The sequence below is a fragment of the Anaerobium acetethylicum genome, from assembly GCF_900096945.1.
GTDB lineage: Bacteria > Bacillota > Clostridia > Lachnospirales > Lachnospiraceae > Anaerobium > Anaerobium acetethylicum.
On the sequence record NZ_FMKA01000008.1, the window covers coordinates 100,923 to 117,396 of the forward strand.

Below are 16,474 nucleotides of genomic sequence, written 5' to 3' on the forward strand. Positions count from 1 at the left end.
TTGGCACTGAAGAGGCAAACCTCTGAAGCGGGCAGCCGCTGTATAAAAAATACTTTGAAAAAATAGTCATATATGGTATAATGTTCAAAGTTAATGAACATAAGGAGGTAGTGAATATGAAACATATCAAAACATTGAATACACAGAGCTTGAAAAATACAATGAAAAAAGGCGGATGTGGCGAATGCCAGACTTCATGCCAGTCAGCTTGTAAAACTTCATGCACAGTTGGAAACCAGAGCTGTGAAAATAGCAACAATCGTTAATCAGCCGTAAGCAGCGACTTTGTCGCTGCTTATTTATCGCATGAACAGGAAATGTTTATTGAAATCTTTGTGATACTCGATAAATTTAAATCGGGTATTTTTTTGATTGATAGGAAATGAAAGGGGAACTATAGTGGTTCATCAGTATAAAAATAATGGTATTAATATTGTTTTAGACGTTAACAGCGGAGGAGTTCATGTAGTAGACGATCTTGTCTATGATGTGATTTCACAGCTTAAAGCAATAGATGAAGAGAATATGTCAGCTGAAAAAATCGGAGAAGCCGAGGGCACCATCGTCAGCCAGCTGAGTGAAATATACACAGAAGAAGAAATCAAAGAAGCTTTAGCCGATATCCAGGAACTTACAGAGGCAGAACAGCTTTTTACGAAAGATATATACAGGGATTATATTACGGATTTCAAAAAAAGGGAGACTGTGGTCAAGGCTCTCTGCCTGCATATAGCCCACGACTGTAACCTGGCTTGCAGATACTGCTTTGCGGAAGAGGGAGAATACCACGGCCGCAGGGCGCTTATGACTTACGAGGTTGGTAAGAAGGCGCTTGATTTCCTGATTGCAAATTCAGGAAACAGAAGAAATCTTGAGGTTGACTTTTTTGGAGGCGAACCCCTGATGAACTGGCAGGTTGTCAAAGACCTTGTTCGATACGGCCGTGAGCAGGAAGCGCTGCATAACAAGAAGTTCAGGTTTACCCTGACTACGAACGGCGTTCTTCTGAATGATGAAGTCATGGATTTCGCCAACCGCGAAATGGCAAATGTCGTTCTCAGTATTGATGGAAGAAAAGAGGTTCATGATCATATGAGGCCTTTCCGAAAAGGCCAGGGAAGCTATGACCTGATACTTCCGAAATTCAAAAAGCTAGCTGAAAGCCGCAAGCAGACTGATTATTATGTAAGGGGTACATTCACCCATAATAACCTTGATTTTGCAGAAGATGTGCTCCATCTAGCAAACGAAGGATTCAAACAGATTTCGGTTGAACCGGTTGTTTCGGAAGAGTCAGAACCATACGCAATCAAAAAAGAGGATATCCCGCAGATCTGTGAAGAATATGACAGACTGGCCGTGGAAATGATAGAACGCCATAAAAAGGAAGAAGACTTCAACTTTTTCCATTTCATGATAGATCTTAAACAGGGCCCATGCGTCGCAAAACGTCTGTCAGGCTGTGGTTCTGGAACAGAGTATCTTGCAGTTACTCCATGGGGGGATTTCTACCCATGCCATCAGTTTGTAGGGGAAGAAAAATTCCTCATGGGGAATGTGGACACCGGCATAACCAATACGGAAATCAGGGATGAATTTAAGCTCTGTAATGTATATGCAAAAGAAAAATGCAGGGACTGCTTTGCAAAATTCTACTGCAGTGGCGGATGCGCGGCAAATTCCTATAAATTCCACAATTCCATTACAGATACATACGACATCGGTTGCGAGCTCCAGAGGAAGAGGGTAGAGTGCGCAATTATGATAAAAGCAGCATTAGCAGAATAATAGCATAATACGAAAAGGAGAAGACTAGTAATGAAGAAAAGCAGAGGAATCATCATAATCATTCTCACGGTGCTCATCATAGCAGGCCTCAGCTTTATGGAAGCAGTGGGGTTCGGTTCAGGAAAAACGGGGAATATCAGAGAGATCAATCTGGGGCTGGATCTTGCAGGCGGCGTAAGCATAACCTATGAAGCATCAAAGGAAAATCCTACAGAAGTGGAAATGAGTGACACGATCTATAAACTTCAGAAACGTGTAGAAGGCTATAGCACAGAATCAGAAGTTTACCAGGAAGGCAGCAACAGAATCAATGTTGACATTCCTGGCGTATCAGATGCAAATACGATTTTAGAAGAACTTGGGAAACCTGGTTCCATAGAATTCCAGACAGAAGACGGAACTACAGTCCTGTCGGGAACTGATATAGCAGATGCCCAGGCAGCTACGACCCAGGATGACATGGGTAACAAGCAGTATGTTGTTGAACTTACATTTACGGATGAAGCGGCAGCAACATTTGCACAGATAACAGCTGATAACATCGGAAAGACCCTTGCGATCGTATATGATGAAGCGGTAATCAGTGCGCCTACTGTCAAGTCAGCTATCGAAGGCGGAAAAGCATATATCGACGGCATGAGCTCCTATGAAGAGGCTGAACAGCTTGCTTCGGCTATCAGAATCGGTTCCCTCAAGCTGGAACTGACAGAGCTCCGTTCAAACGTGGTAGGTGCAAAATTAGGCCAGGAAGCGATTTCGACAAGCCTCAAGGCTGGAGCAATCGGATTGGTCCTTATCATCATTTTTATGACTGTATTCTATCTGCTGCCAGGCTTTGTTTCCGGTATTGCCCTTACATTATACCTGGCACTGACCCTTGCTATGCTGAATCTGTTCGATATCACGCTTACTCTTCCCGGTATCGCAGGTATTGTATTGTCGCTTGGTATGGCAGTCGATGCCAATGTTATTATTTTCGCCAGAATCAGAGAGGAACTTACCGCAGGAAAAACCGTGAAATCTGCCATGAAGCTGGGATTCCATAAGGCATTATCTGCAATCATAGATGGTAACGTGACTACTCTGATCGCAGCAGTGGTTCTGGGAATCAAAGGAACGGGAACGGTAAAAGGCTTTGCAATGACATTAGGCCTGGGCGTTGTGTTATCCATGTTCACAGCTCTGTTCGTTACAAAAGCCCTGTTAAATGCATTTTATGCGCTGGGATTCACGGATCCTAAGTTCTACGGCAGGCAGAAGGAAAGGAAGACTATCGATTTCTTAGGAAAGAAGAATGTATTCTTTATTGTTTCCCTTGCGCTTATTCTGTCAGGATTCGTATTCCTCGGAGTTAACAAATCCCAGACCGGAAGTATCCTGAACTACAGCATGGAATTCAGAGGCGGCACTTCAACGAACGTGACCTTCAATGAAGACATGTCCATCGAGGACATAGATGCAGAGGTGAAGCCTGTCATTTCGGACATCATAAGCGAAGGAGACATCCAGGCACAGAAGGTTGCGGATTCCAATGCTGTAATCATCAAGACGAGATTGCTGACACTTGATGAAAGAACAGAGATAAGCAAAGCACTGGCGGAAACCTTCGGGGTGGATGAAACCCTTATTACAACTGAAAATATCAGCGCTACAATTGGTTCTGAAATGAGAATGGACGCAGTAATCGCCGTTGTCATTTCACTCGCAGGAATGCTCGCCTATATCTGGTTCAGATTTAAGAATCTGGGATTTGCAGTAAGTGCTATGTTTGCCCTTTTAAATGACGTACTTGTGGTTTTTGCATTCTATGCGATCTCCAAGACATCGGTGGGCGGAACATTTATTGCCTGCATGCTTACAATTGTAGGTTATTCAATCAATGCGACCATCATCATATTCGACAGAATTCGTGAAAACCTGCCTCAGATGAAGGCAAATGGCGACTTGAAAGATCTTGTGAATGTTTGCATTAACCAGACTCTTTCAAGAAGCATCTACACGAACCTTACGACGTTCATAACGATTGCGGTCCTCTACTTTGTAGGTGTGGCTTCCATAAAAGAATTCGCGCTTCCGTTAATGATCGGTATCGCATACGGCACTTATTCATCGGTTTGTGTGACTGGTGCATTATGGTACGTGATCAGAACAAAAAATAGGAAAAACGAGAAATAGTAAAAAGACTTAATTCGGGAGACTTTCGCTGTGATGTGAAAGTCTCCTTTTATAAAAAGGGGAAGACATGGAAAAATGGTTTGTTGCTGCGAAAAAGGCGGATTTTAATCAAATAGCGAAAAAGTACAATATCACTCCCGTAACGGCAAGGATCATCAGGAACAGGGATATTATAGGAGACGAAGCTATAGACTGCTATCTCAACGGCGACCTGAGCTATCTGCATGATGCAAGGCTTATGAAAGACATGGAAAAAGCGGTCTCCATAATCATGCGGAAAATAAAGGAAAGGAAAAAAATCAGGATCATAGGCGATTATGACATAGACGGCGTGAATGCTACCTATATCCTTCTTGCAGCACTTGAAAGGTGCGGGGCAGATGTGGATACAGATATTCCGGACAGGATGAAAGACGGATACGGGCTGAATGAGAATCTCATAAGACTTGCCTATGATGACGGGGTCGACACCATTGTGACCTGCGATAACGGAATCGCAGCGGTTGAACAGATCAGATATGCCAAGGAACTTGGAATGGATGTGATCGTGACTGATCATCATGATATTCCTTATCAGGAAGAAAACGGTATCAGGAGACACATAATACCATCTGCAGATGCTGTCGTGAATCCGAAGCAGGAAGACTGCGGGTATCCGTTCAAAAACCTCTGTGGCGCAGGAGTCGCATACAAGCTTGCTGAAGTCCTTTATCGGAAATGCGGCATCAGGGATGAGCAGATCCACGAGTTTATTGAATTTGTAGCGTTTGCAACTGTAGGCGATGTAATGGATCTGGTTGGTGAAAACAGGATTTTCGTGAAAACTGGGCTTCAGAGGCTTCAGAACACTGAAAATCCTGGCTTCAGGGCCCTCCTGGAGGTAAACCAGCTGGAAGATAAAAACCTTTCGGCCTACCATATCGGTTTTGTCCTGGGACCCTGTATCAATGCAAGCGGAAGACTCGATACGGCGAAGAAGGCACTGGACCTCCTGAGGGCAGAAACAGCAGAAGAAGCAAAAACACTTGCGCTGGAACTGAAGATGCTGAACGACAGCAGGAAGGAGATGACCCAGGTAAACCTTGCAAAGGCTGTGGATCTTATCGAAAGCACCAGCCTGAAGGAAGACAGGATACTGGTGGTCTATATACCGGAATGCCACGAAAGTCTTGCTGGAATTATAGCCGGACGTATCAGGGAAAAATACTACAAGCCTTCAATCGTGCTGACAAAGGGCGAGGAGGGCGTTAAAGGTTCGGGCCGTTCCATAGAAGCTTATCATATGTTCGAGGGGCTTTCGGAATGCAGGGATCTCCTTACAAAATTTGGAGGACACCCGTTGGCAGCCGGATTGTCCCTGCCGGAAGAGAATGTCGAGGAATTGAGACGCCGCATGAACGCATACAGCAGGCTGACGGAGGAGGACCTGACGGCCAAAGTTTCGATTGACGTCCCGATGCCGATCGACTATATAAGCGAAGAATTTATTAATGAACTGGACATGCTGGAGCCTTTTGGAAAGGCCAATGCAAAGCCTGTGTTTGCAGAGAAGGAGCTGGATGTCATCGGTGCGAGAATACTTGGAAAGAACCAGAACGTGCTGAAGCTCCAGGTGCTGAACCAGCGGGGCACGATGCTTGATGCCATGTATTTTGGCAATATAGAGAATTTCAATGAATACGTAGGCGGAAAATTCGGGAGATCGGAATTGGAGAGGATGTATCAGAAACGCGAAAACAGGATAAGGCTTTCTGTGACATACTATCCAGCCGTAAATGAATACAATGGAAATAAAAGCATACAGATTGTGGTGCAGAATTATCAGTAAGAGGTAAGCAGCAATCAGAGTTACTGTTCACTCCGTGACCAGTAACTAATAAGACTCTGCGTTTTATGTTTAATGCTTGAAAAGTCTTTACGGCATACGCATTATGGTGATATACTATTAAAACATTGTTGTGTATTCTGTATTTTTAATAATGCACACTGGAATGCCAAAAAATAAATATTATAGATTCTCTAAGGAGCGAACAGAAATGAAAAAATTAGAAGATTATGTAAGAAGTATACCGGATTTTCCTGAAGAAGGCGTTATTTTCAGAGATGTCACATCTATCCTTGAAGAGGCGGAAGGACTTCAGCTTGCAATCAATGCGATGCAGGAGCTGGTGAAAGATGTTGATTTCGACGTGGTGATAGGACCTGAGTCAAGAGGATTTATTTTTGGCGTGCCGATCGCGTATAATCTCAAGAAAGCCTTTGTGCCAGTGCGTAAAAAAGGAAAGCTGCCAAGAGAGACCGTTGAAATGGAATATGATCTCGAATACGGAAGTGCGACTCTGGAAATGCATGCAGATGCCATCAAGCCAGGCCAGAAGGTAGTCATCATCGACGATCTGATTGCAACAGGCGGAACGACAGAGGCAATCGTAAAATTGATTGAAGCTCTTGGAGGAGAAGTCGTGAAAATCACGTTTCTTATGGAACTTGCGGGTCTGAACGGACGCGATAAACTGAAGGGCTATGATGTTGAAACAGTAATCTGCTATGAAGGCAAATAGCCTGAACGGCAAACGGGAATGATTCTGCGGGAACACAGGCTGATAACTTTTGCAGACAAAAAACATGTAATTGCAATTTTTTAAAAAGAAATTTATAATTAAAGAAATTATTGATGGCTGAATGGCAGAATTTTCTTCATTCAGCCCTATCTAAATCATAGAAATGGTGATCGCTATGTCAGAAGGGCAAAAAAATCAATCGGCAGACAATGCAATGAAAGGGACTCCTGCAGACGTGGAGGCACGTGCTAAAGCTCCTGCGGATTTTACAAGCCCTGACATCTTATATAATGAACTTATAAGCAGTGTCAGGAAGTACCATCCATCAGCAGATATATCCTTAATAGAGAAGGCTTATAGAATCGCTTATGATGCGCATAAGGACCAGGCCAGAAAATCGGGTGAACCATATATTATTCACCCACTTTGTGTTGCAATCATTCTTGCAGAACTTGAACTTGACAAAGAAACAATTGTTGCAGGACTTCTGCATGATGTTGTTGAAGATACGGTTATGACGACAGAAGAGATTTCAGTCGAATTCGGAGCGGAAATCGCCCTCCTGGTTGACGGTGTCACAAAACTGGGACAGCTGTCCTATTCCCTTGATAAAGTTGAGGTACAGGCTGAAAATCTGAGGAAGATGTTTCTTGCAATGGCAAAGGATATCCGCGTAATTCTGATCAAGCTGGCCGACAGGCTCCACAACATGCGGACGCTGCAGTACATGAGGCCGGATAAACAGAAAGAGAAAGCAAGAGAGACGATGGATATCTATGCGCCTATCGCGCAGCGTCTCGGCATCTCGAAAATCAAGATTGAGTTGGACGATTTATCTTTAAAATACCTGGAGCCGGAAGTCTATCATGACCTGGGCGAGAAGATTGCCCTCAGAAAGAGCACAAGGGAAGAGTTTGTTCGCAGCATCGTCAATGAAGTGAGCGAGCATATCGAAAAGGGCGGAATCAGGGCTCATGTAGATGGAAGGGTAAAACATTTTTTCAGTATCTATAAGAAGATGAAGAACCAGGATAAGACCCTGGATCAGATATACGATCTGTTTGCCATACGTGTACTCGTTGAATCTGTAAAAGACTGCTATGCGGTCCTGGGGCTGATTCATGAAATGTATAAGCCGATTCCAGGACGCTTCAAGGACTATATTGCGATGCCGAAGCCGAATATGTACCAGTCGCTTCATACGACGCTGATAGGACCGACGGGCCAGCCTTTTGAAATTCAGATCCGTACTTACGAGATGCACAGGACTGCCGAATACGGAATTGCGGCACATTGGAAATATAAGGAATCTTCCGACGGCAAGAAGGTCGAAGACCGGGAAGAGGCAAAATTAAGCTGGCTGCGCCAGATTCTGGAGTGGCAGAGGGATATGTCGGATAACAGGGAGTTCATGAGCCTCTTAAAGAGCGATCTTGACCTGTTTTCCGAAAATGTATACTGCTTCACCCCGACCGGAGATGTGAAGAACCTTCCCAACGGATCTACCCCTATCGATTTTGCCTACAGCATACACAGTGCGGTAGGAAATAAGATGGTAGGAGCCCGCGTAAATGGAAAGCTGGTTACAATTGACTATGTGATCCAGAATGGTGACCGTATAGAGGTGCTTACTTCCCAGAACTCCAAGGGACCAAGCCGGGACTGGCTGAATATTGTAAAAAGCACCCAGGCTAAGAACAAGATTAACCAGTGGTTTAAGAATGAATTAAAAGAAGACAATATCATAAAGGGCAAGGAAATGGTCCTGCAGTACTGTAAGACCAAAGGAATCGTACTCAGCGATATCACGAAGAGTGAATATATGCATTCCCTCCTTCAGAAATACGGCTTCAGGGACTGGGAATCAGTTCTTGCAGCTATCGGACATGGCGGCCTGAAAGAAGGCCAGGTCGTGAACAAACTTCTTGAAAGCTATGAAAAGGCTCATAAGAAAGAAATCACCGACATCGAAGTGCTTGAGAATATCACAGAAAACAAGGAGAAATTCCGCATTGCGAAATCCAAGAGCGGCATCGTAGTGAAGGGAATCCATGACCTTGCGGTTCGTTTTTCAAAATGCTGCAGCCCTGTGCCGGGAGACGAAATAGTAGGCTTTGTAACCAGAGGCAGAGGAGTTTCCATACACAGGACCGACTGTATCAACGTCATAAACCTTACAGATATGGACAGGGCAAGACTGATCGATGCAGAATGGGAAGAGCCAGACAGAACAGGCGGACGGGAATTCTATACTGCAGAAATCAAAATCTATGGCAACAACAGGACAGGCCTTCTGGTCGATATCTCAAGGATTCTGACGGAAAAGAAGATTGACGTTATATCCATGAATGTAAGGACAAGCAAACAGGGGACTGCAACCATCTCCATGTCTTTCCAAATCAGAGGAAGAGAAGAATTAAACTACATCATAGACAAGATCAGACAGGTAGAAAGCATATTAGATATTGAAAGAACTACCGGTTAAGCGTTATATGGCAGAAAGGGCAGATTATAAATGACAGGAAAAATGGAAATAGAAAGAATAGTACTGGGCATGGTAAGCACCAACTGCTATATTATTTCTGAAACAGATGGAAAAAAGGCAATCGTTATTGATCCGGCGGATGATGCCGCATACATAGAACAGAAACTGAGAGACAAAGGACTTGAACTTGAAGGGATACTCCTGACCCATGGGCATTTTGACCACATTATGGCGGCAAGGGAGCTCAGGGATGCCGCAAAGGTAAGCGTTTATGCCAGTGACGAAGAACAAGACGTTCTGGGGAATCCAGGATACAACGCATCAAACCAGATTGGAATTCCGTACAGCCTGACAGCCGATATCGGCCTGAAGGATGGAGAACAGTTCGAACTTGCAGGGTTTGCAATACAGACAATCCATACGCCGGGACATACAAAGGGAAGCGTATGCTACTATTTCCCGGAAGAGAAGGTGCTTTTCAGCGGCGACACCCTGTTCAGGGAATGCGTAGGCCGTACGGACCTTCCGACAGGAAGCACCTCTGAGATTGTCCGGTCAGTGAGTGAAAAACTGATGGCTCTTGACGATGAAGTGGATGTGCTTCCGGGCCATGAAGATTCTACCACGATCGGTCATGAGAGAAAGTATAACCCATACGTTAATTAGGAGTAATATTATGATAGCAGTACAAGCAAATACAAGAGATTTTGAATACGATATACGCTCCCTTATAAAGGCGTTCTATCCGGAACAGAACATAAAAGTAACCGTTATGGGTGAGGACCCGCCGCTTAAGAAACATGAACGGGCAGACTCCTGTTCGGATCCTCTGATTTTTACACTGGCGGTATACTTGGAGGAAACGAGCATCTCCATGTCGCTGTTTTACGATGTGATCATGTTCCAGGAAGAATATCATGTTTTCGAAAGCAGGGATCCCAAAGAAATTAAAAACGAGTTAAAGACGATGCTCTATGGCATCCTTTCAAAACAGTCAGGGAAAAAGCTTCCATGGGGAACTCTGACAGGGATCAGACCGACAAAGATACCCATGGCAATGCTTGAAGAAGGAAAAAACAGGCAGGAAATAGAAGACTATATGGAAAAGACCTATCATGCCCGCAAGGACAAGGTAAGCCTTACCGTCGGGATTGCGGAATACGAGCTTTCCATTCTGAAAGCAACGGACTCCGATGACGGATACAGCATCTATATCGGAATCCCATTTTGTCCGAGCACCTGTCTTTACTGTTCTTTCACATCTTATCCGATTTCAAAATGGGAAAACGAAATTGAATCATATCTTGAGGCGCTCTTTAAGGAAATCGATTTTACAGCACAGGCTTTTCAAGACAGAAAATTAAATACAATCTATATAGGCGGTGGAACACCAACGACCCTCCTTCCCCATCAGCTTGAGATGCTCATGGAAAAGCTGGAATCGGTTTTTGATATCAGCGCACTGAAGGAATTTACAGTTGAAGCGGGAAGACCTGACAGTATCACTGTGGAAAAGCTGCAGGTGCTTAAGGAACACAGAGTTTCAAGAATTTCCATTAATCCGCAGACCATGAAGCAGGAGACACTGGAGATAATCGGAAGGAAGCACACCCCCCAGGAGACCGTTGCGGCATTCCGGATGGCGAGAAGTCTTGGATTCGATAACATCAATATGGATCTGATCATAGGGCTTCCGGGAGAAGAACTCGCCGATGTGGAGCGCACAATGGAGGCCATCAGGGAACTTGATCCGGACAGCATCACAGTGCATTCGCTGGCAATCAAAAGGGCTGCAAGGCTGAATATGCAATGGGAAAACTATCAGGATCTTAAATTTGAAAATACGGAAGAAATCATAAATATGACGGCCAAATCTGCGAAAGAGATGGGAATGGCTCCCTATTATCTCTACAGGCAGAAGAATATGGCGGGGAATTTTGAAAATGTAGGCTACGCAAAGCCTGGAAAAGAAGGGCTCTACAATATCCTCATAATGGAGGAGAGACAGCCCATTATTGCTCTCGGTGCGGGAGCATCAACTAAAATCGTATTCAGGGATGAGGACAGAATAGAAAGAATTGAAAATGTCAAGGATGTAAAGAATTATATTGAACGAATTGACGAAATGATAGAGCGCAAGCAAGCGTTTATCGAGCACAACGTGTTTTAAGGAGTAGATGGAAATGGCGGCTGTGGAGAAGAGGCTTGAAATGGCATGGGTTCTGGACAATGATCTGACAGATAATGTTACTCATGGGATATGCGTCAGCAATCTGGCTTTCAGCATGGGCAGGGAACTTGGGCTGTCTCATGAGAAGTGCCATGAATTGGCTGTTGCAGGAATACTGCATGACATAGGAAAAATGAAACTGTCCAGGTATCTTCATGGAAGGAATGAAGACACCCTGGGAATTGAGGAAATGAAATATATCCGTATGCATTCGCAATTGAGTTATGACATCCTGAAGAAACATGACTATTCAGAATTTATCCTCGAAAGTATCCTGTATCATCATGAAAATTATGATGGCACAGGATATCCGAATAATCTTCTGGGAGAAAAGATCCCATTTGGAGCAAGGATCATGAGAATCTGCGATGTTTTTTCGGCGCTGACATCAGACAGGGCTTACAGACAGGCATTTGACAAGGATACGGCTGTTGAACTCATGATTGATGAGGTCAAGAATTTTGATATGAGAATCTTTCTTACATTCCTTAAAGTTGTAAACGATGAAAATTTCAATATAGAAAGATGTTATAAGCCGACGGTGACCAGGATTGAAAACATCCGCATTGACCAGCCAGGCTATTCACTGATGGTATCCGAGAGTACCGGTTATGTACCCGTTTAAATGTTTTGCAAGACGGGGGTACAGGGCAATCACGTAGAGATTCAGGCAACTATTCAGGACATAGTCCTGAATAGTTGTAAATTTATATATACTAGATTTCAGGAGGTAACAGTATGATTACACAGGCACCAAGAGGCGTACAGGACTGGTACGGCAAGGATATGCACAGAAGGACAGTCATAGAAAAAATAGCAAGGGACCTTGCAAAAGCCTATCACATAAAGGAAATTATCACGCCGGTTTTTGAACACACAGTGCTGTTTCAGAGAAGTGTCGGCGAGACTACTGACGTCGTGCAGAAGGAAATGTACACATTTAACGACAAAGGAGACAGGAGCATAACCCTGAAGCCGGAAGGAACAGCGGGTGCAATCAGGGCGTATCTGGAGCATAATATGTATGCAGATCCCGGTCCTGTAAAGCTGTTTTACGTAACACCTGCATTCAGATATGAAAAACCACAGAGTGGAAGATTAAGGCAGCACCATCAGTTTGGTGTGGAATTCGTGGGTTCAAAGAGCCCTCTGGCTGAGGTTGAGCTGATTTCGCTTGTAACGACATTGATCAAACGTTTCGGACTGGAAGATGCAAAGCTCCATATAAACAGCATCGGCTGCAAGAACTGCCGTCAGACCTATAATGATGCGCTGCTTTCCTATCTGAAGGAACATGAAGAAAACTTATGTCCGACATGCAGGGAAAGAATGCTTAAGAATCCCCTCCGTGTAATTGACTGCAAGGTTGATGCATGCAAGGAAATCGTCAAGGATGCGCCACGCACAATCGACTATCTTGATGATGAATGCAGGGAGCATTTTGAAGAACTCCAGGCTCTCTTAAAAGAACTTGGAATCCCATATGAAATAGATACGGGCATCGTAAGAGGCCTCGACTATTATACGAAAACAGTATTCGAATTTGTAAATTCCGAAGGCTTTACCCTCTGCGGAGGCGGAAGGTATGACGGCCTGATTCATGAAATAGACGAAAAGCAGGACATTCCATCAGTTGGTTTTGGAATGGGAATCGAAAGAATCCTTTATTTCCTTGAAAAAGAGGGCGTTGAGCTGGAAGCTGAGGATCCTGTCGAATTATATGTGGGAATCCTTGGAAAAGAAGGAAAGGCAAAAGCCTACAAGCTTGTAAATGACCTGAGAAACCAGGGCATAATCGTTGAAACGGATTATATGGACAGAAGCGTAAAGGCTCAGATGAAATATGCAAATAAAATCGGCGCAAGAAAAACCGTAATTATCGGAAGCGATGAGCTTGCAAATAATCTTGCGAGAATAAAAGATATGGAAACCGGAGAACAGACAGAAGTTGCGCTTGACAGAATCAGCGAATATATAGCTGGCGGGAATTGCTAGTCAGTAGCAGTAAATAAAATCAAAAACCGGAGAGGGAACTACCCGCTCCGGAAAAACATAAAAACGGAGGTACAGACATGGCAGAATCAATGAAAGGCTTACACAGGTCACACAGATGTACGGAAGTTTCGAATGCAAATATCGGAGACACCGTTACAGTTATGGGCTGGGTACAGAAAAGAAGAAATTTAGGAAGTTTAATATTTGTGGATTTAAGAGATCGCTCAGGTCTTTTACAGATCATTTTCGATGAAAACGATATCGGGAAAGATGGATTTGAAAAAGCTGGAAAATTAAGAAGCGAATTCGTTGTCGCTATAGTCGGAACGGTTGAAAAGCGCTCAGGGGCAGTAAATGAAAACCTTGCAACAGGCGACATTGAAATCCGTGCAACTGAATTGAGAATCCTTTCAGAAGCACTGACGCCTCCGTTCCCAATTGAAGAGGGAAGTTCAACGAAGGAAGAACTGAGGCTGAAATACCGTTATCTTGATTTGAGAAGGCCCGACCTTCAGAAAAATCTTATCTTAAGAAGCAAGGCTGCTGTAGCGTTCCGGTCATTCCTTGCAAACGAAGGCTTCCTGGAAATCGAGACACCGATACTTCAGAAGAGCACTCCTGAAGGAGCAAGAGATTATCTTGTTCCAAGCCGTGTTCATCCGGGAAACTTCTATGCGCTTCCCCAGTCGCCACAGCTTTTCAAACAGCTGCTTATGTGTTCGGGATACGACAGATACTTCCAGATAGCAAAATGCTTCAGGGATGAGGACTTAAGGGCTGACAGGCAGCCTGAATTCACGCAGGTGGATATGGAGCTTTCATTCGTAGATATCGATGACGTAATCGATGTGAACGAAAGGCTTTTAGCATATGTGTTCAAGGAAACAATGGGAATGGATATCCAGATACCGATCCAGAGGATGACATATGCAGAGGCTATGGACCGTTTCGGTTCTGACAAGCCGGACACCAGGTTCGGAATGGAACTGAAGAATGTATCTGACGTTGTAAAAGGATGCGGATTCTCGGTATTCACGGGCGCGCTTGAAAATGGCGGATCCGTACGCGGTATCAACGCTGAAGGACAAGGCGCAATGCCTCGTAAGAAAATAGATGCGCTTGTTGAATTTGCAAAAGGTTTTGGAGCAAAAGGTCTTGCCTATCTTGCAATCAATGAGGATGGAACATATAAATCTTCATTTGCAAAATTCATGACGGAAGAAGAGCTTGCAGAGCTTGTTGCTGCCATGGACGGAAAGCCGGGAGATCTTCTCTTATTTGCTGCAGACAGGAATAAGGTGGTATTTGATGTTCTTGGAAACTTAAGGATTGAAATTGCAAGAAACTTAAATCTCCTCAGCAAAGACCAGTTCAATTTCCTGTGGGTAACCGAATTCCCGCTGCTTGAATGGTCAGAAGAACAGAATCGTTTTTCAGCTATGCACCATCCGTTCACAATGCCGATGGATGAAGATCTTGCACTGATCGACAGCGATCCTGGAGCAGTGCGTGCGAAGGCTTATGATATCGTCCTTAACGGAACAGAGCTCGGAGGTGGAAGTGTCAGAATCTACCAGAGCGACGTACAGGAAAAGATGTTTGAAGTTCTCGGCTTCACAAAGGAAGATGCTTATGATCGTTTTGGATTCCTTCTCAATGCATTCAAATACGGCGTGCCTCCTCACGCAGGACTTGCTTTCGGACTTGACCGTCTTATCATGCTGATGACAAAGGAAGACAGCATCCGTGAAGTAATCGCTTTCCCTAAAGTAAAGGATGCATCATGCCTTATGACAGATGCACCGAACGTTGTAGACCTGAAACAGCTTGAAGAGCTTGAAATTGCACTTGCATTGAAAGAAAAGGCAACTACAGAACAGTAACCCTACTGCCTGTCATTTTATGATTATCAAGGAAAAGCAGGACATTTCCAAAAAAAAAGGGTATAATAGGTTTAGAGTTAAAAATGTATTAAATTGCCTAAGTGAATGAACAACTACTAGAAACAGGAGGATGAGAGTATGCTGAAGGAATTTAAGAAATTTGCATTAAAAGGAAATATGGTGGACCTGGCAGTCGGTGTTATCATCGGTGCCGCATTCGGAGCACTTGTGACATCGCTTGTAAAAGACATCATAATGCCGATTATAAGCCTGTTCACTGGAAAACTTGATTTTTCAAATCTTTTCTTCGCAATGGATGGAAACAAATATGAGACAATTCAGGCAGCAACAGATGCCGGAGTTGCAACCATTAATTATGGCGTTTTCATAACAAGCGTGATTAATTTCATCATACTTGCGTTTGTGGTATTCCTTCTGGTAAAGGCTATTACAAAGCTGAGGAAGAAGGAAGAGGAGGCAGTCGTCGTGACAACGAAGAAATGTCCTCATTGCTTTACTGAAATTCCTTTAGAGGCGACGAGATGCCCGAACTGTACATCCGAGCTTAAGTAGAGAAGTCTGCCAGAGGCGATTTTTCGCAATAAAAAAGGCATGCTTTGCATTTGAAAATATGCGAAGCATGTCTTTTTTATTTACTCAGTAACACGATGTTGAATGCTGAACAGCTGCATCCCGGTTCGTGAAAAGATAATATTCCAACCGTATATCGGCAAATATCTTTAAAAGTTTATAGCAAACTGTATTTTATTGCATTTGATTTAGGGTTCGTTTAGGGTCTTTGCATTATAATGTGCATATGGATCTGAAAACTGTAAAGTGAAGGTATTATGCTGTTCAGGCTTCATAACACGATTCGTTTTAGAAGCTTTATTAGAGAGGGAACTATAAAGCTTTTTAATACTGGGGAGTATTGAAAGATATAAACGAAAAAAATGCGGCAAAAAGGCCGGTTCTGAAATTAAGGGGATTTCAGGATCGGCCTTTTTGCGTCCATTTCAGGCATTCCTGACAGTTATCCCCCAGGGATAAGCAGGAAGCCGTTCAGGGTCTGAATACAATGAAATATCCGGCAGCGGCAGTAAGCTGAAGAAGAAGGATGACAGGCATGCCGATGGTAAAGGATGTATGTTTTGTCTTGTGGCGGAATGTACGCATGCCAAGGATTGACCCGATGCTGCCGCCCAGGATGGCAATTCCGAAAAGTCTTGCCTCAGGAACCCGCCAGAGTTTGTTTTTTGCTTTGTGCTTATCGATGCCCATAGAAATGAACCCAGCCAGGTTCAGAGCTGACAGGTATATAAGCAGCCAGGTTGAAATATGTTCTGATATCATTTGC

The 16,474-nt window shown here is 43.9% G+C and carries 13 protein-coding genes; 12 read left to right on the forward strand and 1 reads right to left on the reverse strand.

Going from position 1 to position 16,474, the window contains the following annotated elements:
• Positions 1-116 precede the first annotated feature (116 nt).
• From scfA to mscL, 12 genes are all read left to right on the forward strand, one after another.
• Complete coding sequence (gene scfA, locus BJR36_RS08775) at positions 117-266, forward strand: six-cysteine ranthipeptide SCIFF (RefSeq protein ID WP_091232897.1); 150 nt, start codon at positions 117-119, stop codon at positions 264-266.
• A gap of 133 nt (positions 267-399) precedes the next feature.
• Complete coding sequence (gene scfB / locus BJR36_RS08780) at positions 400-1,788, forward strand: thioether cross-link-forming SCIFF peptide maturase (RefSeq protein ID WP_091232899.1); 1,389 nt, start codon at positions 400-402, stop codon at positions 1,786-1,788.
• Positions 1,789-1,818: 30 nt separating this feature from the next.
• Positions 1,819-3,963, forward strand: a complete 2,145-nt coding sequence (gene secD / locus BJR36_RS08785) for a protein translocase subunit SecD (protein WP_091232902.1) — start codon at positions 1,819-1,821, stop codon at positions 3,961-3,963.
• A 67-nt stretch (positions 3,964-4,030) separates the two neighbouring features.
• Entirely contained in the window at positions 4,031-5,791 is a 1,761-nt protein-coding gene (gene recJ / locus BJR36_RS08790) for a single-stranded-DNA-specific exonuclease RecJ (RefSeq protein WP_091232905.1), read from the forward strand.
• Between the two features lie 208 nt (positions 5,792-5,999).
• Complete coding sequence (locus tag BJR36_RS08795; RefSeq protein ID WP_091232908.1) at positions 6,000-6,524, forward strand: adenine phosphoribosyltransferase; 525 nt, start codon at positions 6,000-6,002, stop codon at positions 6,522-6,524.
• A 214-nt stretch (positions 6,525-6,738) separates the two neighbouring features.
• Positions 6,739-9,009, forward strand: a complete 2,271-nt coding sequence (locus tag BJR36_RS08800; RefSeq protein WP_242875508.1) for a RelA/SpoT family protein — start codon at positions 6,739-6,741, stop codon at positions 9,007-9,009.
• A 30-nt stretch (positions 9,010-9,039) separates the two neighbouring features.
• Entirely contained in the window at positions 9,040-9,675 is a 636-nt protein-coding gene (locus tag BJR36_RS08805; protein WP_242875506.1) for an MBL fold metallo-hydrolase, read from the forward strand.
• A 10-nt stretch (positions 9,676-9,685) separates the two neighbouring features.
• Entirely contained in the window at positions 9,686-11,179 is a 1,494-nt protein-coding gene (gene hemZ, locus BJR36_RS08810; protein WP_091232914.1) for a coproporphyrinogen dehydrogenase HemZ, read from the forward strand.
• Between the two features lie 13 nt (positions 11,180-11,192).
• A complete protein-coding gene (locus BJR36_RS08815; RefSeq protein WP_242875507.1) occupies positions 11,193-11,864 on the forward strand; it encodes an HD-GYP domain-containing protein in 672 nt (223 codons plus the stop codon).
• Positions 11,865-11,977: 113 nt separating this feature from the next.
• The gene (hisS, locus tag BJR36_RS08820) at positions 11,978-13,234 is read left to right on the forward strand and encodes a histidine--tRNA ligase (RefSeq protein ID WP_091232917.1); all 1,257 of its coding nucleotides are present in this window, start codon (positions 11,978-11,980) and stop codon (positions 13,232-13,234) included.
• A 77-nt stretch (positions 13,235-13,311) separates the two neighbouring features.
• The gene (gene aspS / locus BJR36_RS08825; protein WP_091232921.1) at positions 13,312-15,117 is read left to right on the forward strand and encodes an aspartate--tRNA ligase; all 1,806 of its coding nucleotides are present in this window, start codon (positions 13,312-13,314) and stop codon (positions 15,115-15,117) included.
• Between the two features lie 138 nt (positions 15,118-15,255).
• Complete coding sequence (gene mscL, locus BJR36_RS08830; protein WP_091232924.1) at positions 15,256-15,690, forward strand: large conductance mechanosensitive channel protein MscL; 435 nt, start codon at positions 15,256-15,258, stop codon at positions 15,688-15,690.
• Positions 15,691-16,179: 489 nt separating this feature from the next.
• Here the strand turns inward: mscL and BJR36_RS08835 are convergent, their stop codons facing one another.
• A complete protein-coding gene (locus tag BJR36_RS08835; protein ID WP_207648841.1) occupies positions 16,180-16,470 on the reverse strand; it encodes a DUF1294 domain-containing protein in 291 nt (96 codons plus the stop codon).
• Positions 16,471-16,474: the final 4 nt, after the last annotated feature.

Excerpts from the sequence above, each read along its gene's own strand:
- scfA (WP_091232897.1), top strand. The coding sequence starts at position 117 with ATGAAACATATCAAAACATTGAATACACAGAGCTTGAAAAATACAATG.
- secD (WP_091232902.1), top strand. The coding sequence starts at position 1,819 with ATGAAGAAAAGCAGAGGAATCATCATAATCATTCTCACGGTGCTCATC.
- recJ (WP_091232905.1), top strand. The coding sequence starts at position 4,031 with ATGGAAAAATGGTTTGTTGCTGCGAAAAAGGCGGATTTTAATCAAATA.
- BJR36_RS08795 (WP_091232908.1), top strand. The coding sequence starts at position 6,000 with ATGAAAAAATTAGAAGATTATGTAAGAAGTATACCGGATTTTCCTGAA.
- BJR36_RS08800 (WP_242875508.1), top strand. The coding sequence starts at position 6,739 with ATGAAAGGGACTCCTGCAGACGTGGAGGCACGTGCTAAAGCTCCTGCG.
- BJR36_RS08805 (WP_242875506.1), top strand. The coding sequence starts at position 9,040 with ATGACAGGAAAAATGGAAATAGAAAGAATAGTACTGGGCATGGTAAGC.
- hemZ (WP_091232914.1), top strand. The coding sequence starts at position 9,686 with ATGATAGCAGTACAAGCAAATACAAGAGATTTTGAATACGATATACGC.
- BJR36_RS08815 (WP_242875507.1), top strand. The coding sequence starts at position 11,193 with ATGGCGGCTGTGGAGAAGAGGCTTGAAATGGCATGGGTTCTGGACAAT.
- hisS (WP_091232917.1), top strand. The coding sequence starts at position 11,978 with ATGATTACACAGGCACCAAGAGGCGTACAGGACTGGTACGGCAAGGAT.
- aspS (WP_091232921.1), top strand. The coding sequence starts at position 13,312 with ATGGCAGAATCAATGAAAGGCTTACACAGGTCACACAGATGTACGGAA.
- mscL (WP_091232924.1), top strand. The coding sequence starts at position 15,256 with ATGCTGAAGGAATTTAAGAAATTTGCATTAAAAGGAAATATGGTGGAC.
- BJR36_RS08835 (WP_207648841.1), bottom strand. The coding sequence starts at position 16,470 with ATGATATCAGAACATATTTCAACCTGGCTGCTTATATACCTGTCAGCT.